We start from the raw sequence: 20812 nt of genomic DNA, 5'->3' as shown, positions 1-20812 counted from the left end.
ATAAAATTAACCACAATGTATTAAATTAAAAAGCCTGCGTCCCTTTCTTTGAATATCCTCTTCCTTTTTCCTGCTCCTTAAACAACAATCTTTCAGCCTCATTTTGGCTAATGTTTTTGATATACGAGTCCACCAACTGCCCATAAGCCGTTCCAGTATTACCATCACGATTTAAACGAAGAATAATTTCCATCAGCGATTTATCTGCATTGTTGTTATAAACCGCATCACGGTATAGGCCGATCCAAACATCACAATCTTGCTCAATTTGTCCTGTATCTCGGCTATCTGCAGGTGTCGGTCGTTTATCTGCTCGTTCTTCCAGTTTTCGGTTAAGCTGAGTGAGTAACAGGACCACACAATCCATTTCCTTGGCTAAGTTTTTTAAACCTGTTGTAATGTCACCGTAGGCAATATCGCGGCGTTCTGCTGGGGCAGCTTTGATGAGTGTTAAGTAATCAACTGCGATTAAGCCTACCTGCCCCTTAATGCGTTTAATTTTACGGCACTCTGCAATGATATGATGTAAATCAACCCCCGGAGAGCTGTCGATATACATGTTAGACTCGGCGATTTCTTCAGCTCTTGCCAATGCTCTCGCCATTTCCATTTCATCATGAGCGCCAGTATAGAAAATATCTGAAGAAACACCGCCCTCTTGCGCGATCATGCGCTCAATGATCCCTCGGTCAGTCATTTCAAGGCTGAATAACAACGTAGGTAATCTGTGATTTAAAGCAAAATGAGTCGCTACACGGTTGTAGAACGCGGTTTTGCCCATTTTAGGTCTAGCGCCCACGACAATTAGAGATCCTCTTAGCGCTTGCTTAGGAGCCATTAAATCATCAAGTGATTCGATACCTAAAGTAAAACCAGCAGCATTCGTCGGATCATCAAAACGCCTTTCAACTTCCTCGACCCAGTCGCCTACTACATCACGAGCTGGTCTAAGCCCCTTACTCTTACCTGTTTTAGCATGCTCAATGATACTTGATACCACCTGCTGGACGTTGGCCAGTTTATTATTTACTTCAAGGCCATCATTGGCCATCAACATTTCAACGCAGGTGTTGAGGTTGTTAATCGCATAACGCTGTATCGCCTTGTCACGAATGATCCGTGCATAATTTACTATGTTTGCTGCTGTTGGTAACATACAAAGCTCAGCGACATAGGCGAATCCACCAACATTGTCTAAATCGCCATTAGCTGTTAGCGCATCGCTTACGGTAATTACATCAGTAGGCTGATTGGTTTTAATCAGTCGAACTATCTCTGCAAAAATCCGATTATGTGACCACTGATAGAATGATTCAGGTTTAATTAGCGAAATAACATGCTGACGCTTATCTTCGTCTGTGCTAATCATCAAACCACCTAAAACCGCTTGTTCAGCTTCAAGGTTACAGGGAGGAGCAAAATAATTATTTGTCATTGGCTCGCTCCTCCTTGACCGCCACGTAGCAGCGTTCAGTGATCAGGTAATCCAAGTTTTTGCGTCGCCATAAACCTCCTCGGCCGTTATCACGATCTTCAGTCATCCAGCGACAATGATTCGAAATGTACGACAAGTAATTTTCCCAACGTTCCTGGTTAAATTTAAATTTTAGCCAAAAGTTTCTCAGCATCCGTTTTCGTGCATCAGTCATCACTTTAACCGATGGCATATCAGGCAGAATGCAGTGATAAGCCTCAAGGATAGAGCCATAATCTAATTTTATTTTTGATGATGGATTGGGTTCGTCAGCACGACCTGACGTACCATTAGTATTCTCTGTAGTACTCTCTGTTGTAATCTCTGTAGGATCGAACTGCGGATTTGTTTCACCGCCACCGTCGAATTTGTCTTGTGGCGGCTGTTCATTTTGTTGTTTCGCCAAATCCCCATAGTGACTTTCCCCGATTGCGCTTTGCGCATTTGGGAGATTATCAATAGGTTGTGTCATAATTTGGTCAAGTTGCTCGCAATCTATACGGTAATATATTTTGTGTTCTAGACGCCTATCCGTTTCAATTAAAATCCCACGTTTCACAAGATGTTTTCTTGCCGTGAGTTGCTCACGATAGCTTAACCCCGTTTCGGCCGTAATATCCTCAGAAGACTTATAGACCCCTAATTCGGAATCAGTTTTATCCTGCCAATAAAATATCTGGCTGAAAAATATCACCGCATTGACGCTACCAAAGCGTTTAACTAGACCAGGGTAGTAAGCCACTGGCCGCCCAAAATCGAGCAACAAATCTGATGGTCTCATTTCACACCCCCAGCGCTTTCGCGATATCACGGCAAGCGTTCTGGTACTGCTCGGGCGTCAGTTCCTTTAAAAGCAGCTTTTGTTTTTGTTGTTTGTACTGCATGACAATATTGAGTGCTACTGCCCTTCTTCCCTCGAAAATATCTTCAATTTGTTTTCTGTCTGCTGGCTTTCCATTCAATAAAAAACCATTACAGTAGGTAATCAATTCCGTCGTTCTTAGCATTGGTCTAGCCTCTTGAATTAGTGCACGCTGGTCGGGCGTGATATTGCATTGAGTGCGTTAACGGCATTATTTATTCGGTGTGACATGTCACGCCCCTCTAATAAAATTTCGGTCATAGCTTCTGCAAATCGCTGTATGGCCACTGATGCTAAATAGTTTTTAGTATCGCCACGTACTCGAGCTAACCTCGAAGCCGGCAACGCCATTTCTATCGCTGGCATCAGCTCTGCTAATTTCTTCATTGATGCGTTCGAATCACCTCGTAACCAGCGAAATATCTGCTGTCGGTTGTTATTAATCGCTTTCCAATCCGCTTGCCCTCGTTCATCTTCAATCATATGTAAGCGGCTCTGTGATTTGTCTCGCGTGATCTGCAAATACGCACGGCTTATCTCAATCGCTACGTGCTCTTGACCGTGTTCTGTAGCCCAGCTCTCAATTTCGGAGCGGACAATATCGATATCAAAACTCATCTCTGCGTCTCCTGTCGCAAAATTGATTATGAATAATCAGTTTTTTAATCTGATAGCTGTAATACTGATGGCTCATTGGGTAAGCCGTCGTAAGGGTTTGGGTAAATATCTGGTGCAACTTCATGGGGAGTTATATCCCATCCAAGGCATTCACATAAACTCAAAACCTTTTGTGCTGGGACTCCATTTTTAAACCATAAATTAACCGTTTGTGGTTTTGTTCCTAATCGTCTCGCTATCTCTGACTGATTAGCTAGGTTATTAATTTTACTTTTTACAAGTGGTGTCATTTCCGTCTCCTTAAATGATTACAAGTTAATCTTACAATCAAACATACGTGAATTTCAAGTTTTTCTTGAAGTGATAACTACAAGGAACTCTTGTAAGATGATTTATATGAAAAAGAATCCGAATGAAATTTCAGCCTCTAGAATCAACCAAGCCTTAACTGAGCGGGGTTGGTCACAATCTGAGCTTGCTCGGCGTATTGGTGTTAGCCCTCAATCTGTACAATTTTGGGTAAGTGGAAAAACAGCACCTCGAGGTAATAATTTAGCATCACTGTCTTCAATTACGGGCTATCCAGAACATTGGTTTTTTATGGATGATGCTGCAGCTGAATCAACAGAAAAACCAGTTTTTACTAGGATTTCGGCCGACTCTTATCTTGTTGAACATCTTGATATTGAGGCAAGTGCAGGACCAGGTATTATCACTAAAGGTGAATTTACTGAAACCATCCGTTCTATCGAATACTCTACAGATGAAGCCCTAAAGTTATTTGGTAATCGACCTAGTTCTAATATAAAAATGATCACCGTTGCTGGTGATAGCATGCATGATACTATCAGCCCTGGTGACCAAGTATTCATTGATATCCATATAAACTATTTTGATGGTGATGGCGTTTATGTATTTGTGTTTGGCCAGACACTGCATATCAAGCGATTACAAATGATTAAAAATGAATTAACTGTCATATCAGATAACACAAAATACCGTGATTGGCATATTGCCAAGGAAGATGAAGAACAGTTTCATATCGCAGGCAAAGTCCTTCTTAGTCAAACAAAAACCTACAAGCGTTACGCATAAATAAAAGCCAAAAATTCAATATCGATTACAAGAAGTTAACTCTTCTTGTAATTTTTTACGCTCATAGTTACAAGTTTATTTTGTAAATAACACTTGATTAATTCAATCTAAACTTGTAGATTGGGTTTCAAGACAAACAACACAGCAAGTGTTTAGTCAGGTGTTCAAACCAAATTTAGTTTTGCTGTTATGTCGTAGGGGAACCGTCACACTCATAGCGACTGACCATGATTACCACGATATAACGGCAATTTTTTAGCAGTACCAGGGAAAATTTTTGACGTGTGCTCGAAGCAAAACCTGACAGCCCGGAAAGACGGGCAACAAATTAGAAACGTAAAGATAGACACTACGGTGATATTTTTACTCAGAATTACCGACCAAAGCTACGAAGCAAGACCAGACCTGACGGCTCGGAAAGACGAGCACCTAATTGAAGGCGTAAAAAAACCCACCGAAGTGGGTTCCTTTACCCCAGTAACCGACCAAAGTTACTGAGATTTTGAACACAGTGACTAGTGTGTGTTCGAGGCAAGACCAACGCCAACCGGCGCTGACCAAGACCAAATTATAGAAGATTGCGCATAAAAGCACAATAGCCTTAATTATCGAGACAAGACCAACCAAGGAGCTGCTATGAAAGCACAACCTAAAACCCTAAGTGTTACGCTTTATATCCACGCACAAAAGCAATTTGACGGTTCATACAAATACCGCCCTTATCCATTCAAATATGATATTGAATCTGGTTTAGGCTTTGTTATTGCTGAACATACTACCGAAATTCCTTTTACAGAACCAACCAATGCAGAACTTGTTCAGTCAGAAATAGACGCGCTTAAAGCAGAGCAGAACAAAATTCTTGCTGATGCGCAGGTGAAATCAAGCTTACTGGAAGACCAGATCCAAATGTTGCTGTGTTTAGAAGGCAAACCCATTTCTAAAACTGACGAACAAATCCCTTATTAAGAGGCAAGACCAATGACAACTTTTATCTGTGTATTTGAGCCTACGACCGAGGCTCGAACCAATGGTGCTGTACCTTTAACCATCGCTTTCAATGCAGCGAATGCCAAAATTGCGGCAGCAACAGCAATGATTAAGCTATCGGAAGCTTACCCTGATTCCATGGATAACTTTAATATCGATGAGCCGATTATTTGTGAAGATGCTGTAGGTTCCCCTCGCCCTGCACTCGATAAGTTTGATGAGAAATTTGCTGTTGAAAATGAATTTGACGGTGAAAAATGGCAACCCATTAAATATAAAGAATTTAAAAAGCTGGCCACTAAACCTCGCGTAGCCGCTTTACTACTATTTGGTAAAACTCAAATAACGGATCAAGAATTCACTTATACATTGAACCATCTTAGTGAAAGTAAAGCTGCCCCTAAAATTCGCAATATCGCCACTGGCCTTGCTGAAATTACCAAAGTGTCATTAATGGATGCCGATGAAACAATGGAAATTGCGCAGGCAGTTTATGAGTATGCTGATGATAATGTCACCGTCGAAGAAGCTAAGGCGCTTGGTGAAAGTTGGTTAACCGAGGAACCTGAACTTCCTCCCGTTGAGGATGAGCCTGTCCTTAAACGTGATTATGCCGCACTTGATCTCGAAATTGCCCTCGCACTCTTGGATATTAAACCAAGCGATGCAAAAAGTGCAGATATTCGCAAAGCAAAAGAACTCATCAACGCTGAAGATAAAGCATGGAAACGTTTATCAATGGATTTACGTACCTTCCCTAGTGTTCTAGATATCCCTCGCGAGAACATCTTTGCACTAGTGGCTGAGGCACGCAAAAAGCCCGAACTATTTGATGATGCTAATGCCCGTAAAGCGTTTATTGATTCAAAACTTGGTACCAATAGCCCTAAGGTAACTTCACTCGGTAGTGGTCGTTTTGCAGTTGATAATTTAGATGCCAAACCGGCTAAAACAGAAAAACCAAAACGCGCCAGTAAGAAAAAAGACACACCGGCTAAAGTAGAAAAAGAACCTGAGCCGGCTGTGATTGAAGTACCTGTTATTACTGAGCCTGTTACCAATGAACAAGATGACTTTGAACAACGTGCAGCGGTACTTGATGAGGTGCTTAATAGCGGTAATACAAACCACCTTAATATTTGGAAGCAAGTACAACGTACTGATTCACGCTTTACCAAACCACTTGATGGCATGGGCTTTGTTGGTACCAGTATCAACAGCACCTACATGTTTATGCGTGCGACTGAAATATTTGGCCCCATAGGTGAAGGCTGGGGTTATGAAATCATTGAAGAAAAAATGATTGATGGGAAGCCGCTTGTCGAGCCCGTACTCGATGCCCACCATAAACAAGTCGCAATGAGGTTCCTGCGTGATGGGGATGGAACATTACTCTTTGAACAAAATCACTCAATCAAGATCCGCTTTTGGTACATCATCGAAGGCGAAACTCGTGGTGAGTTTGAGAGCTACGGTGCCACACCTTATCGCTATCAGACCAAGCAAGGAATAAGGACGGACAGTGAAGTGATAAAAAAATCACTCACCGACTCAATCAAAAAAGCACTTTCCATGCTGGGCTTTAGTTCTGACGTATTTATGGGAATGCATGATAACCCTGAATATGTGGCGAGTAATAAGCTTGAGTATGAAATCAAAGCCGCCAGCGATAACGCTGAAGATGCGACCCGCATTCGCAAAGAGTTAGACGAGAAGTTCACGCGACACACTGAAACTATGCGCAGTGCAGTGACGCTAAACGAATTACGCGGAATCACATCTACTCTCACCCGCGAAATTTCAACGCATGCCAAGTTGGCCAAACAACGTGGCGACAGTGAATATGAAAAATATTTAAACGGCCGTTTGCGCCGGCTAAATGAAATTGAAAAAGAGTGTTTAGACCAACTGAAACAAAAAGAAGAGGCAATCTAATGACCAAGACAACTGCTATTGCAATGGCTGCTGACTACAGCAAATTACAACAACTCGTCGAAACAGGTGAATTCACCGCAGAAGATGTCGCCGATACCTTAGAGGGCATCGAGTGTGAATTAGGCGACAAACTGGATGCAATTATGCTTCATGCCCGTAATTTAGAGGGGCAAGCCAAAACACTGGATGAAGAATCAAAACGTTTGGCTGATCGTAAAAAATCATTCGAAAACCAAGTTAAGAACTTGAAAAAATATGCATTGGATTGCTTGTTAACATCAGGCAAAGACAAGTTAAAAACCACTAAAAACACCTTTACAGCTCGTGCCGGTGTTGTGCGCGTCATCATCGATAACGAGGCAGCTTTGCCCGATGAATTGGTCGATGTTCAGACCATTACAGCCCCTGATAAAAAACGCATTAAAGAAGCAATTGAAAATGGTATTGAAATACCTGGTGCTCACTTAGAAGTTGGTGACCGTTCATTAATGGTTCGTTGATCAATATAGCGCCCAGCAATGGGCGCATTATCAGGAGATATTTTTATGGCCATGAAATTAGAAGTCATCATTATTCACGATGAAACTAACAATAAATGCAGTGTTGAGTGGACCACTGCATCGACTCAACAAGTCACTCGCCAAGAAGAACAAACGCTATCACTGGTAAAAAAAGCGCTGTTACTTCAACTGGGTTACCCAACGGCACCGGCTGTTATCCATTAATGTGACATGTCACTAACGAGGCAAGACCAATGCTAAGACACGAGCACCAAAAAGACCAAGAAGTCAAAATAACCCTACCCGATGGCTCGCACGGGTTTGTTTCAACGGATAGGCGTTGCAAAGTTTCTTATGATTTTCCAGCACATATTAAACTTGAAATACTGCCTACTCAGGCAGAACTACAAAGGAGTAAACAATGATTTATGGTTTATTCTTGCTAATTTGCAGCGGTGCTGATTGTTTATATAAATCTAACGGCTATACCTATCCCGATGAACAGAATTGTTTAATGGACAAAGAGGCCCTAACTCAGCGGGGTGTTTTATCTGAATGCTATCCTATAGAAGCGATTATTCGAGCCAATAATTGATTAAGCATAATCAGTTTTATTCTGCATTTTTTCTTACTGTGGTGGTTTATTCAAAACCAATGGATAACCACCATGAAACAACCACAATTAGCCCCTTGGGCACCCGAGGAGCAATTATTAACCGAGTTTGATATTAAGTTAGGCAAGCTAGCTGCCAGTGTAAAAAACAGACCATGTACTGAAGCTGATATCAAGCATGCCTGCAACATTGCTGACCAACTTATTTTATTAATGATGAGGCAAGACCAAGATGAGACAAAATATCACAGAAGGCTATGATTTATTTCCCCGCGACATTAAGCAAGCGGATATAGGAGGAAGTTATGTTATATGAATGTTTGCCTATTTCCGCGTACTGCAATATGTACGGAGAAACACCAGAGTCCATTAATAAGCGCATACAACGGCAATATTGGATAGTCGGTGTACATGTTTTAAAAGTTGAAGGTTCAAAAGAACGTTGGATTGATATTGCTGAGGTGAATAAGTGGGCGCGAAAAAACAAACAGGCTACGCACTACCAAGAGGGGTAACGGTTCGTAACAACAAAACCAGCCAAACTATTGTTATCACGTTTACTTATAGAGGGGCGCTCTGTAGAGAGCCCCTCTCTAGACTAACCGTCGATAATAAAAATATTAAATACGCTGAAAGGCTACTCGCTGAAATTCAAAATAACATTGAAAAAGGTACTTTTAATTACTCTAAATATTTTCCTAACTCTAAAAAATTAATACTTTTTGGCGTTAATAATCGCGAAAAAAGAGTGATTGATTATTTGGAGGAATATTTAGTTATTTGCGAAACTCGAAATTTATCTCCCTCTACGATTGGCGGTTATAAAAAATGCAAAAGCGCCCTGTCTGATTTGCACCAATTACATGTTTCATCACTAACACCCGCAATCCTAAAAAACTGGATACAAAAGCAAACGACAGTATTAAAAACCATCCGTAACCAGCTTTCGTTTTTGCGTAGCTCGCTAGATGAAGCCATTACCGATGGGATAGTATCAATCAACCCAGTAAGCCTTGTATCCGCTTCAAGATATCAATCAAATAACAGTAACAATGAAAGCAGTTATATTGTTGACCCATTGTCACCTAAAGAAGTCTCTGCCCTACTCGCTGCGGCAAGATATGAGCAATGGAGAAACTTATTTCAGTTTGCCATTAATACAGGGTTAAGAAGCTCTGAATTATGTGCATTGAGATGGAGTGATATAGATTTCATAGAAAATACTGCACACGTGCAATCCGCCAGCGTCGTCGGCGTTATTAAGAAAACAAAAACTAAAGCTGGTACCAGAAAAGTTGAATTGAATAATGAAGCTATGAATGCCCTGAATGAGCAGAAACAATTCACGTTCTTGAAAGATGGTGTGATTTTTGAAGACCCAAAAACAAATAGAGCCTGGGCAGGTGCTGATGCAATCAGAAAGAAAGCATGGGTGCCAACGCTGAAAAAAGCGGGTATTCGATATCGTAATCCTTATCAAACAAGACATACCTTTGCTACGAGGCATATCAGCCAAGGGGCTAATCTGTTTTGGCTAGCAGGACAAATGGGACATAAAGGACCTGAGATGCTGTTTAGGCACTATGGGGGATATCTTAAGGAGTATGATGGGAGTGTAGTAAATAAAATTTCAGATTTATTTTCAAACTGATATCTGAAAAATATATATCATAGCCTATATAACATTAATTATAAGATAAAATAAAATAAAATAAAATAAAATAAAATAAAATAAAATAAAATAAAATAAAATAAAATAAAATAAAATAAAATAAAATAAATTTTATTTAGATATGTAAAATATATAAGGCGCATATATTCTTATGCGCCAAAATATTTAAATATAATTAAGCTGAATCTGTATCTAATAAACTTGGCTCAATGCCAACTAAACTTAACTCTAATGACCTGGCCTCTGGATTATAATATCGACCAACGGTTAAATTAGTGTCTTCATATTCAGGATTTATCTCTGATGTTGCAAAGATTAATTGAAAATCATGCTGATAATTTGCTGTTTCCTCAACAATTATTTTTTGCAAATTATGGCTTCGACCTTTCTCCATACCACCATCATCTATTCCATCAAGCATCATAAATCTAGGGAGGCGCATATACTCTTTATTCATGGATGCACTAAGTAAAGCTAAGTGAAAAACGTGACGTAAGATAACAGCAGAGCTCTCAGAGAAATTTTTAGAACCATTAACAGAGACTGAATTATCTTCAAAACTAAACTTAACTTGTTTAGCATCAATAAACTCAGCCTGTAAAGGCAAATCTAACCTCAGAAGCCTAATAGTATTAGACTCAATTAATTTTGCCACATCTAATTTTAAACTATCTTCTTTTAGTTCCAAGGATTCAATATAGCTTATTAACCTTTCTTTTTCAGATTCGAGATCACTTCTACTTTTCTCTAATTCTAAAATAACTGTATTTAGTTTCTGATGCTCATAAGCCTGATCTATAGCTGCCTCCACTGCTCCTAACTCTCTTGATATTTTTTCAACTTCAATCTCGTATGCTGTTTGCCAATTTTGTGATATAGATGAATACTCATCTTCGAGTCTTTTTACATCTTTCCTTAATCGTGGTGATTCTTTTTTGTGCTTTTTGAGCTCATCATTTTTATGATCCAAAATATATTTAGACTCATTTAATTGCACTTGGATTTCGTTACGCATTCTTAATAACTGCGGTGCATTTTCACCTTCAATTAATTCGGCTTTACATAAATTACAACAATTTGTATTTTCGACAGATTTAATTTCACTCAAGCAACCAGGACAAAACTGAAATTGTATGTCATTAAAATATTCCCTAGTTTTAGCTGACTCATTAAGATTCTGTAATCTAGCTTCAAGCTCAGTAATAAACATTTCAATATCAGCTATTACGAAAGAAAGTTTATCTATTTCATCTCGATTTTTCAGTTCTAAAGATTTAGCTTTGTTCAGAGACTGTCTAATAGCTCTAGTCTTCGCCTTATCGTCTGGTAAATCCGTATTAGTTTCGGTGCGTTCTAATCTTATGTCGTCAAGGCTTTTCAGTAATTCACTTTTTTTTGTATTGAGCGCTTCAATACGTTCATTAATAAAGTGAATATTTTCAGATTGACCTGAGCGACCAAGTATTTTAAAAATACTTTTTAATTCACTGATACTTTTGCTAAGGTCTATCTCAACTTGTCGAAGCCTAACCTGTGAAGAATATAGACTATCATCATAAATTCCGCATAAGTAATCTCCAACGGTCTTTCTTGTCAATGCTTTATCAAAGCTATCCTCACGAAAAATCGGGCTATGCAATGATGGCTGATCAGCATAAAGTACTCTTAAGATTTGATGCATAGTTAAAATTGATGCTCCATCACCTTGTGCTAATGGCATATCTAACGCATCAAATATAACTTGCGAAAAACTTAAAACTTTCTCCGAGCGCTTAAAAGGATGACGCATCCATTCATTTGGAGCTGATTTAAGCGCTGCTTCAATAGTTCCAGAATAAAAACTAATAGGTTTCTGAATTTCAGGCGGGCTTAACTCTCTTTTTAAGCATACAGGCAAGCCATTAAGATAAACTTCAGTGAGGGTTTCAGTACAGATTTTAGCTTCAGGCTTCCAAGGGAGATTTTCAGCCCCCAAAGAGTAAGCTAATAAATCCATTATTGTTGTTTTTCCTGAGCTATTGCGACCTCTTATTACGTTAACACCTTTGTGAAACTTACAACCAAATGCTTGGTGACCATGTTGAAAAACACGAATTTCACTCACCCAAAATGTTGGACTAAGAAAAGTCATATCTATACTCCATTAATTGAGTCCGGTCCTTTAACCCATCTTTACCTGTCAAATCAAACTGAGAAAGTTCATTAATTATAAAATCGCTTATATCAGCCTTATCATTGAGAAAACTTTGCATGGTGATTAATAAATCATTAGGAATCTCTGTAGTAGTTCTTGTTATAACTCCATATTCTAACTTAGATAAATCTATCAGACCTGTTGCAGCAAGACATTTCAAAGCTGACATTTGTATTTGATGCATATCTCTAAAGGTAGAAAGTGAGTTAATAGGATCCCTATACTCATTTTTATATTTTCTGGCCAAAGATTTCGCTCCACTTTGTGTGGGTGGCATTCTTATATTGGCTATCATAGCTGGAAAAATCATATAAAAATCAAGTATTCTTACTTTATCAACTTCTGCAGTATTTAGATGATCAATCAATGCAATCATTCGGAAAAGACAATGGTATGCGTCAAACGCAGGATGATAAATTAACATTTATCCCACCTTATATGACAATTCCCCCCCAGAAAAAATAATAAACCCAACAAATCTGTTGGTGTTAATTCTAGAGGATTTTCCCCTAGAGTTTCATATAGGGTTTCAATTATTTCTGTAATTTTTGAATCGACAGTAATACGATCACTGTCATTATGAATTAATGGGTTAACTTTCATTAGAAAATCAAAATATATTCTATCAAGAAGAATTACGAATATTCTCTGAGCTGATTTGGATGTTTGCTTTTTCATAATAGCCATAGTTGCTTGCTGCTTAAACATCTTTGCGGCAAACAACAAATCTTCTCTATTACTATCAGTAAGCTTAGCGTCTAACCCCCTTACATCCGTTTCATTTTGAGCAGTGAAATAATGATTAAGCTTTTCATTGAATTGAGCGCTACGCTCACCAAAATCATCATTTCTCAAGCGCTCGTAGAGCTCAAGTAACTCTCTATTAACCTTAGAGTTACCATAGATATGGTTATGCTGGTCACCTGCAACAATGCTACCATTATCAACACGATTCCCAGTTTGTTGTGTATGTATCTGTGCTCGAGGAGTTGTAAACACCGACTAACCTCTCAACGACTGGAGTTATTTTGGTCACGTCCAACAATATTACCATTAGTAACATTATTTTTAGTTTGGCTAACATTATAGTTAGCATCATTGCTTTTAAGCTCTATAGATGTTTTTCTAGAGATAAAAGCGATTCGCAATGTCCAACCAGCACCTAAACCAACGATAAAACTTACTATGTGAGTAACCCAGTCCATTTACAAGTCCTTATAATAGAAGCGAAGTTACTTAACATCATAGTTATTATAAATAATATGTACAACTGCTATGCTTTTGAATATAGACATGCGTAACATCTATATCATACCATTGCATCATAGCTGTATAAAAATACAGTGTATTGTTTTTCTTAGCAAGCTTTTAATTTCAATAAGGCATCACAAAAATAACAAACTCCCCCCTAAAACTCTTAGATAAAAACATCAAAAGTTAGATAACCTGCTGAAATAAAAACTCTATACCAGAACTACACTATGACCTCCATGTGCACACCTAGTGCACATGATTGATGATTACTAAAAATACTCTTTTATAATCAATCAATTAAAAAATTACGGACTCGGGTTCAACTCCCGCCAGCTCCACCAAATTATCTTCTAAGGACGTCCAAAGAAGACTGAAAAGCCCGCTAACTCAATGAGTTGCGGGCTTTTTTATGTCCTGCACAGTCTGATGTCACCTAATTAAATCCAATCATCTTAGGCACCTTGATAGGCACCTCGTTAACCTTTATAGTTTTTGAGGTGCCTAAAAACAATGGCAGCAAGTTGTGGTCATTTCGCTACATTCGCCCTCTCACTAAAAAACGAGCTAAAAAGAGCCTTGGGTCTTACCCTGCCGTCAGTCTTGCTGATGCACGTAGTTACCGCCTTGAAGCAAAAACACTACTCGCTAAGCAGATAGACCCACAAGATCACCATAAAGAGCAAGTCCGTAACACCTTAGAAGCTAAGGCAAATACCTTTCAACTAGTTGCTGAACGTTGGTGGGAAGTGAAGAAGTCCACCGTAACCGAAGATTATGGTAATGATATCTGGCGTTCACTTGAAAGAGATGTCTTCCCCGCTATTGGTGATATTAGTGTTACCGATATCAAAGCGCATATATTGGTTCAAGCAATACAACCAGTTCAAGCTAGAGGTGCGCTAGAAACTGTTCGCCGCCTATGTCAGCGTATCAACGAAGTGATGATCTACGCTCAAAATACTGGCTTAATTGATGCCGTACCAAGTATCAACATTGGTAAAGCTTTTGAAAAACCCAAGAAAAAGAATATGCCAAGTATTCCCCCTGATCAGCTGCCAAAGCTCATGCAGACAATGCGTACAGCTAGTATTAGCCTATCGACTCGATGCTTGTTTATGTGGCAGCTGCTTACCATATCCCGCCCTGCCGAAGCCGCTGAAGCCCGTTGGAATGAAATCAACGTTGAAACCAAAGAATGGAAGATACCGGCCGCTAGAATGAAGATGAACCGTGAGCACACTGTTCCATTATCTGACGCAGCTTTAGCTATTTTAGAGCTAATGAAACCATTAAGTAGTCATCGTGAGTTTATCTTTCCTAGTCGTATCAAGCCTACTCAACCCATGCATAGCCAAACCGTCAATGCTGCATTAAAACGCGCTGGGTTCGGAGGTGTATTAGTCTCACACGGTCTACGTTCAATTGCTAGTACCGCCCTCAATGAACAAGGTTTCCCACCTGATGTGATTGAAGCCGCTCTAGCCCACGTCGATAAAAACGAAGTGAGACGTGCCTATAACCGTAGTGACTACCTAGAGCAAAGACGCCCTATGATGCAATGGTGGGCTGATTTTATCGAGGAAGCAGATAGGGGGAGTATTATTGAAGGAGGGATAAGGGGGATATCTCTAGTTGGGTAGTTTATGTTGTACCAGCTCAAATTTGAGCTGGTACACTAACAGTACAGTGCTATACACCGTCTATATTGCCAATAAATTGTAGCTCCAACGGTTCCCGCTAGTAGATGTGACGGTAATTGATGATAATGAATTGGTGAATCATTGCAAAGTAGCCTATCTCTTTTTCAATTTATGCTTAACGCAAACGCCGCTAACTCAACGAGTTTAGCTATGTTTTGCATTTTTTCATACCGATTGTAACTTCACGCGCCCACGCTCAGTTCTTCAGCCACACGTTTCTGACCCTAATTCATTCCATACCGCCATCGTTTCAATTCAAATCTAGTCAAATGTATTATTAGCGGTCAAGTGTCATTTCGTCGCTTTTTAGCCTGTTTATTTTGGTTGTAAAGTAAGATATTCTAATCGTATTTCTATCTTATTCATTTTGAGAAGATGGCGTATAATCACTAAAAAACGATTTTATGACGGTGTAAGGAAACCCAAATGAAACATATTAACTTAATTTCACTCACCCAAGCAGCAAATACATTAAGTGAAGACTATTTCTCGCGTTATTATCAATATCATGGAATCGGCATTAAACCTGATGAAGTCGAAGTATTAAAAGACTTTGTTATTAAACTAGATAATAACTGCACTGATAAACGGATATTTAGTCATTTTTTTGTTGGTTATAGCATTCCTCAGATTAGTAAAGAATTTGACTTACTCCGAATTGGTGATAATTACATTATTAATATAGAATTAAAGCGTGAGTGTACCGAAGAAAAAATAAAAAAACAATTAATCCAAAATCGTTATTATTTAAAGTTCCTCAATGAGAAAGTCTTTAACTTCACTTATGTATCATCTACAGATTCGTTATTTTTATTAACGGATAACGATTTAATTTTAGTAGAACCTTTAGTTTTGCAGGATATATTAGCAAACCAAAATCCCCATAACCTTGAAAATATAAATTCATTATTTAACCCATCAAATTATCTGGTTTCTCCCTTTAACTCAACCGATAAGTTTTTAGCCGGTCAGTATTTTTTAACAGGGCAACAAAGTGATATCAAACGGGTTGTGATTGCCAGAACAAATACCCCTTCAGGAAATCATTTTACTGCAGTCATTGGGAGTGCTGGTACAGGAAAAACCCTATTAGTTTATGACATTGCTAATGATTTACAATCAGATAACAAACGAATACTAATTATTCATTGTGGGAACTTGAATCTAGGACAAGATATTCTAAATGAACAAGGCTGGAATATTCTACCGATAAGACAGATTGGGAATATCGATGTCAATGATTACGATATCATTGTCATTGATGAAGTTCAACGAATGCGTCCTCATCAATTTGATTCTTTTATTAAGAACATATTACAATCAAACTGTAAATGCATTTTTTCATTTGATAAATTACAAACATTAGATAATTCAGAGACACTCAATAACACTGCAGGTAAAATAGAGACTTTGCCGGCTATTAGTATTTTTCGGTTAACCAATAAAATCAGGACAAATAAAGAAGTCGCCTCATTTATTCGAGGTTTTTTTAATAACAATAAAAATGACTTCGTTTTAAATTGTGGTAATGTGAGCTTTGAATATTATAGCAATCTAGATTATCTTAAATTGGCAATAAAATATCTAAAGCTGGAAGGATGGGAAGTATTACAATTAACACCGAATAGATATGGTATAGCTACACATGAGAACTATTTAGACCACTACAATAAAAAATCTCATAGTGTTATAGGCCAAGAGTTTGATAAAGTTGGTGTCATCATTGATACATTTTTTTATTATGCACCAAATGGCGATTTATCCTATTCAGGCCGTTCTTATTACAGTGCAGTAAAAATGCTATTCCAAAACATGACCCGCACGCGTAATCAACTCAAAATTATTATTCTTAATAATCCCACTATCCTCGAACGCTGCTTAACACTATTAAATCCCCCCAAATTCCAGCAAACGGATTGATTTACCACATTTTCCTCAAGAATTCTGTCCCCCGTGAGTGACACTTCTCTACAGTGTCACTTTTTTGCAATCGCCCAAATTTCCACCCTACGATATGTTACCTATTTTTTCTTTCAGCTACCTGAGTGACCTCATCCACGGTCTTTTCTCGTCGCTATGGGCATTCTACACAGTTTATTTTTTGGGACGTTTGATAGATTTTAGCCAATTTCCGTTTCGCCACTAGATTTTTCATTTAGCTTAATTCACCACATATTGTATATTTTTATTTCCACAAACACCATATGCGTGATTATTAGCATCATCCCGATACGCAAGCCAGAAAAAGGAATTGCGCATTACCCTGACCTATCACCAGCAGAATTGAGAAACTAAAAACAGTAGTTGCTTTATCCGAAATTTTATGTTTATCCTAATAATAGAGAAATGACCACTGACTGTATGGCTTCTCTATTTTGTTTTGACTGTCATCCTTTAATCATTGGCTATCAAAACGCGTAAGTCAGGCCCGTTTTATCACATAGCCAAATTAAAGGTAAAAATATGAATACTTCTGAACGCACCCCGATTAATGGTGAAGTCTACCCATTTCATCTTTCACAAAAACCTATTTCACACGCATTTTGTGATTTTCTTTTGCCTCAAATATTTGATGGTGACAATTGTTCACATTCGCATAATCCTGCAATAAAAAATCAGGCGTTAAATGCCTTAGCGAAATCGTTAGGTCATCCTCAATTTAGCACCATGATGGCCACGGCGAAAAAGCATCAGCAACAAGTATTATCGAATATGGGGATTGCCGATCATCCTAACTTTTTGACGTTATTTCCACTACATTATGCGGAAACGATGGAACCGCACGTTTCAGCAATTCCATTTTCTAACCCGAATTTTAGCCAGTTTTTGAGGGAACTGACGACAAAACAACTTCGTTTTAGACTTCGTAAAAATGCCAATGGGACATTTTCAGCGACAATTGCGGCCGAAAATGGTGGTTGGTATCGAGGTTGGGATTTGCAGTTACCCAAGTTAGCCTTAACGTCAAAAGTTGCATTTTTCACTGTTATTTTACAGTGGTATCACACCTTGGTGAATATAGGGTATGATATCGATTTTAATAGTCATTTCGTTTTTGAAAATTCGCTTTTACTCAATGTATCTTGCTCCGCAGATTTAATTCAAGATTGTGACTGGTATCAACGATATTGGCACTCATCATACCCGCTGAATGCCGAAATAGAAGGTCAATTTTCGGACATTGACCAGCGACTTAATGAGCATATTCGACAAGAAAATATACCCTATGATTTTGAAAGGTATGGTGAGATTTCGCTACGAACACATATTTTTTCATTAAATCAGAATGGATTAGTTGTTCCTAATGCTTATTTTAATTCGGGAAAATTACGGAAACTTCAACCCAAAAACCAAAGGCCAATTGTTTTGATGGATCTTTGTACCATTCAGATCATTGAAAAATACAAAAAAATTGAAAGTGGTCAAAATAAGGTTTTGCAGGAGCGTGTAAGGCAGCTGAGAGGGCTGATTGCTAAAAGTTATCGTTTCTCATTTTTATTGGCCATGATGGAAAAAGCTACAGATAAGAAGCATGTATTAAGTCGAGATGATTTAATTGATGTATTTAAAGGTAACTACGAGTCAATTGTCGATTTTGTGGGTAAAGAAAATATTGTTGAACCTGCAGAAATTCTAGAGAAAATGCTCAGTGTTTACATGGATGAGCGTTATGCTCAATCTGAACGTGCTGAGCAACTATATGATAAAAGTTTAGAATTTCTTGAATATTTCGCCGAACTAAGAGCAAAACATTCTAAATATGCAGACATACGATTTAAATTAGCCGAAGAAGCCGCTAATGAAGGTAAACGATTAGGGCTTCCACCGGGTTATTCGCCTATTACTATTTGTATTGCCTCGCTTTATGAGTGTGAAGATGCAAATGGGGTGCTAAAAATAAAAGGCTATCAAAACGATTTTGAACCCGGGAATTGTTTATCTGATATAATGTCTTTTAATCGCTTAGCAAAGGCTAAGGCTACTGTTGAGACAGCCGGTATCGAAGTGATATTTAGAACCGAAGACCTTGCTCTTGAACGTCTTCATCAATATATATACGCGAAGCAACTAGTCGGACAAGATGGTACTCCAACGATAAAAACTACGTTTTCCCACCCGGAGAAGTTATTTCCGAAGCTGTATAAAAATGGAAAATGTATCAATGAAAGTGAACGCAATAAGCTGTTTGCGCTACTGAATTTTAAAATGGACTAAGCGAGGAACACTGGTGTAGTGTTCAATTATTGCAGATACTAAAAAGCTTTCATAAGCTTATTGGAGCTAAATTACAACACCATCAGATTTAAACAATATCCAAAAGGATCGGATAGATTATACGACTTGTAGTGGTCAACTAAAATTGGCCACGGTTTTAGAGTTTTTCCGGTATTGGTTTTCTGATTCGTTTGGTGGTAATCCACCGTTATATTCATGCGGCCTGACTTCGCTGTAATACCCGACGATATAATCCGTTATTGCATGGGCTGCTTCACTGAAGCTGATGTAGCCGGTCACCGGCACCCACTCATTTTTCAGACTTCTGAAGAAGCGTTCCATCGGGCTGTTATCCCAGCAGTTACCACGCCTACTCATACTTTGTTTTATCCGGTATCGCCACAGTAACTGTCGGAACTGCCTGCTTGTATAGTGGCTACCCTGATCACTGTGGAACATGAGCCCGGATGGCTTATTTCGTATTTCCCATGCCATTTCCAGCGCTTTGGTGGTCAGTTTGCTGTCCGGAGAAAATGACATTGCCCAGCCCACGGGTTTCCTTGCGAACAGGTCGAGTACAACGGCCAGGTATGCCCAGCGTTTACCGGTCCAGATATACGTTACGTCGCCGCACCATACCTGATTGGGCTCTGTCACTGCGAACTGTCGCTCAAGGTGGTTCGGGATAGCAATGTGTTCATGACCGCCACGTTTATACCGGTGAACAGGCTGCTGACAGCTCACCAGCCCCATCTCCTTCATTAGCCGTCCGGCAAGCCATCGTCCCATCCGGAAGCCCCTGTGTGTTGCCATTACAGCGATACTTCTTGCACCTGCTGAGCCATGACTGAGGCCGTGCAGCTCCTGAACCTGACTACGTAATACGGCTCTCCTGCCGTCCGGATTGTCAGGCCGGTTTTCCCGGTATCTATAGCTGCTGCGGTGAACTCCGAACACGCAGCAAAGAGTGGCCACAGGATAATGCGCTCTGAGTTTCCCGATCACCGAGACCTGTTCAGGGAGTCTGACATCAAGAGCGCGGTAGCCTTTTTTAATATTTCGTTTTCCATTTCAATACGTTGAATTTTTTTCTTCAGCTCACGTATCTCAATTTGTTCCGGCGTGATAGGGGATGCTTTCGGTGTTTTGCCTGCCCGTTCGTCCCGTAATTGCTTTACCCACCGCGTCAAGGTGGAAAGCCCGACATTCATGGCTTTCGCGGCATCTGCAACTGTATAGTTCTGATCCACAACCAGCTGGGCTGATTCACGTCTGAATTCTGCACTGAAATTTCGTTTTTTCATTAAGGCACCTGTGTTGTTCTGAGGTGAGCATATCACCTCTGTTCAGGTGGCCAAATTTATTAAACCACTACACCCAGCACTCAAAACTACCACTGAGGCAACACTCAGCTACCGGCAGGTGCTCATTACACTTTTTACAGCGCCTTTTATTTAGTTCTGTAATTAATGATATAACTGAACTGTCATCAATTCTAATCAACATTGAGAGATATTCAGCGATATCATAAGGCTCTCTTCCTGGTCTACGTAATGAGCAATTTCTTTGAAGCATTTCTAATTCTTGCTCATCAAGAAATAACTCTATTTTAGTAATGCCTGATTCCTTTTGCCGCTTACGTTGGTCCGCCTTTCGTTCTGCTACTGTTTTTGCCATTGGTCTTGCCTCT

Annotated in this window: 21 protein-coding genes and 1 pseudogene; 11 read left to right on the top strand and 11 right to left on the bottom strand. The window is 39.2% G+C overall.

Going from position 1 to position 20812, the window contains the following annotated elements:
- Positions 1–25: 25 nt before the first annotated feature.
- Genes AB6N04_RS03665 through AB6N04_RS03645 form a run of 5 tightly spaced genes read right to left on the bottom strand, consistent with a single transcriptional unit; the run spans position 26 to position 3244 of the window.
- Positions 26–1435 (bottom strand): replicative DNA helicase, encoded by a 1410-nt coding sequence (locus tag AB6N04_RS03665; protein WP_369310570.1) that lies wholly within the window; start codon positions 1433–1435, stop codon positions 26–28.
- Positions 1425–2255, bottom strand: coding sequence for a replication protein (locus AB6N04_RS03660; protein ID WP_369310569.1), 831 nt, complete (start codon positions 2253–2255; stop codon positions 1425–1427). The genes AB6N04_RS03665 and AB6N04_RS03660 overlap by 11 nt, the downstream gene beginning before the upstream one ends.
- Before the next feature lies 1 nt (position 2256).
- Positions 2257–2481, bottom strand: coding sequence for a hypothetical protein (locus AB6N04_RS03655; protein WP_369310568.1), 225 nt, complete (start codon positions 2479–2481; stop codon positions 2257–2259).
- A gap of 17 nt (positions 2482–2498) precedes the next feature.
- Entirely contained in the window at positions 2499–2954 is a 456-nt protein-coding gene (locus AB6N04_RS03650) for a toxin YdaT family protein (protein WP_369310566.1), read from the bottom strand.
- 44 nt (positions 2955–2998) lie between these two features.
- A complete protein-coding gene (locus AB6N04_RS03645; protein WP_140178354.1) occupies positions 2999–3244 on the bottom strand; it encodes a YdaS family helix-turn-helix protein in 246 nt (81 codons plus the stop codon).
- Positions 3245–3350: 106 nt separating this feature from the next.
- Here AB6N04_RS03645 and AB6N04_RS03640 point away from each other — a divergent pair, with 106 nt between their 5' ends.
- From AB6N04_RS03640 to AB6N04_RS03605, 8 genes are all read left to right on the top strand, one after another.
- Positions 3351–4049 (top strand): S24 family peptidase, encoded by a 699-nt coding sequence (locus AB6N04_RS03640; RefSeq protein WP_096863465.1) that lies wholly within the window; start codon positions 3351–3353, stop codon positions 4047–4049.
- Between the two features lie 636 nt (positions 4050–4685).
- Positions 4686–5018 (top strand): hypothetical protein, encoded by a 333-nt coding sequence (locus AB6N04_RS03635; protein ID WP_369310565.1) that lies wholly within the window; start codon positions 4686–4688, stop codon positions 5016–5018.
- A gap of 12 nt (positions 5019–5030) precedes the next feature.
- A complete protein-coding gene (locus tag AB6N04_RS03630; protein WP_369310564.1) occupies positions 5031–6974 on the top strand; it encodes a hypothetical protein in 1944 nt (647 codons plus the stop codon).
- On the top strand, positions 6974–7474 hold the full coding sequence (locus AB6N04_RS03625) for a siphovirus Gp157 family protein (RefSeq protein WP_042844832.1): 501 nt from the start codon (positions 6974–6976) through the stop codon (positions 7472–7474). The genes AB6N04_RS03630 and AB6N04_RS03625 overlap by 1 nt, the downstream gene beginning before the upstream one ends.
- Positions 7475–7519: 45 nt before the next feature.
- Entirely contained in the window at positions 7520–7699 is a 180-nt protein-coding gene (locus tag AB6N04_RS03620) for a hypothetical protein (RefSeq protein ID WP_369310563.1), read from the top strand.
- Positions 7700–8141: 442 nt separating this feature from the next.
- Positions 8142–8348 (top strand): hypothetical protein, encoded by a 207-nt coding sequence (locus tag AB6N04_RS03615; protein WP_369310562.1) that lies wholly within the window; start codon positions 8142–8144, stop codon positions 8346–8348.
- Between the two features lie 44 nt (positions 8349–8392).
- On the top strand, positions 8393–8602 hold the full coding sequence (locus AB6N04_RS03610; RefSeq protein ID WP_068445436.1) for an excisionase: 210 nt from the start codon (positions 8393–8395) through the stop codon (positions 8600–8602).
- Positions 8557–9738, top strand: a complete 1182-nt coding sequence (locus AB6N04_RS03605) for a DUF3596 domain-containing protein (RefSeq protein ID WP_369310561.1) — start codon at positions 8557–8559, stop codon at positions 9736–9738. Before AB6N04_RS03610 ends, AB6N04_RS03605 begins: the two co-directional genes overlap by 46 nt.
- A gap of 196 nt (positions 9739–9934) precedes the next feature.
- Here AB6N04_RS03605 and AB6N04_RS03600 read toward each other — a convergent pair whose 3' ends face one another.
- The 4 genes from AB6N04_RS03600 to AB6N04_RS03585 are packed head-to-tail and all read right to left on the bottom strand — an operon-like array spanning position 9935 to position 13158.
- Entirely contained in the window at positions 9935–11890 is a 1956-nt protein-coding gene (locus tag AB6N04_RS03600) for an AAA family ATPase (RefSeq protein WP_369310560.1), read from the bottom strand.
- Entirely contained in the window at positions 11877–12377 is a 501-nt protein-coding gene (locus AB6N04_RS03595) for an ABC-three component system middle component 5 (RefSeq protein WP_369310559.1), read from the bottom strand. The genes AB6N04_RS03600 and AB6N04_RS03595 overlap by 14 nt, the downstream gene beginning before the upstream one ends.
- Positions 12371–12952, bottom strand: coding sequence for an ABC-three component system protein (locus AB6N04_RS03590; protein ID WP_272516551.1), 582 nt, complete (start codon positions 12950–12952; stop codon positions 12371–12373). The genes AB6N04_RS03595 and AB6N04_RS03590 overlap by 7 nt, the downstream gene beginning before the upstream one ends.
- Positions 12953–12963: 11 nt before the next feature.
- Entirely contained in the window at positions 12964–13158 is a 195-nt protein-coding gene (locus tag AB6N04_RS03585) for a hypothetical protein (protein ID WP_272516550.1), read from the bottom strand.
- Between the two features lie 552 nt (positions 13159–13710).
- Here AB6N04_RS03585 and AB6N04_RS03580 point away from each other — a divergent pair.
- The 3 genes and pseudogenes from AB6N04_RS03580 to AB6N04_RS03570 all read left to right on the top strand — a co-directional run.
- Positions 13711–14847, top strand: a pseudogene (locus AB6N04_RS03580) (integrase domain-containing protein); the annotation flags it as partial.
- A gap of 486 nt (positions 14848–15333) precedes the next feature.
- Entirely contained in the window at positions 15334–16827 is a 1494-nt protein-coding gene (locus AB6N04_RS03575; RefSeq protein ID WP_369310558.1) for a DNA/RNA helicase domain-containing protein, read from the top strand.
- Positions 16828–17370: 543 nt separating this feature from the next.
- Positions 17371–19122, top strand: a complete 1752-nt coding sequence (locus AB6N04_RS03570) for a hypothetical protein (RefSeq protein ID WP_369310556.1) — start codon at positions 17371–17373, stop codon at positions 19120–19122.
- A gap of 135 nt (positions 19123–19257) precedes the next feature.
- Here the strand turns inward: AB6N04_RS03570 and AB6N04_RS03565 are convergent.
- Together AB6N04_RS03565 and AB6N04_RS03560 are read right to left on the bottom strand one after the other, a co-directional pair.
- Positions 19258–20426, bottom strand: a protein-coding gene (locus tag AB6N04_RS03565) for an IS3 family transposase (RefSeq protein WP_152964394.1) whose coding sequence is annotated in 2 segments (ribosomal slippage) — positions 19258–20177 and positions 20177–20426 — 1170 coding nt in all. Because the reading frame shifts where the segments join, the coding sequence is not laid out codon by codon here.
- A 67-nt stretch (positions 20427–20493) separates the two neighbouring features.
- Positions 20494–20799 (bottom strand): hypothetical protein, encoded by a 306-nt coding sequence (locus tag AB6N04_RS03560; RefSeq protein WP_369310555.1) that lies wholly within the window; start codon positions 20797–20799, stop codon positions 20494–20496.
- Positions 20800–20812 lie beyond the last annotated feature (13 nt).

This window comes from Providencia rettgeri (genome assembly GCF_041075285.1).
GTDB classification, from domain to species: domain Bacteria; phylum Pseudomonadota; class Gammaproteobacteria; order Enterobacterales; family Enterobacteriaceae; genus Providencia; species Providencia rettgeri_G.
This window is presented reverse-complemented; position numbering and strand designations above follow the sequence as displayed.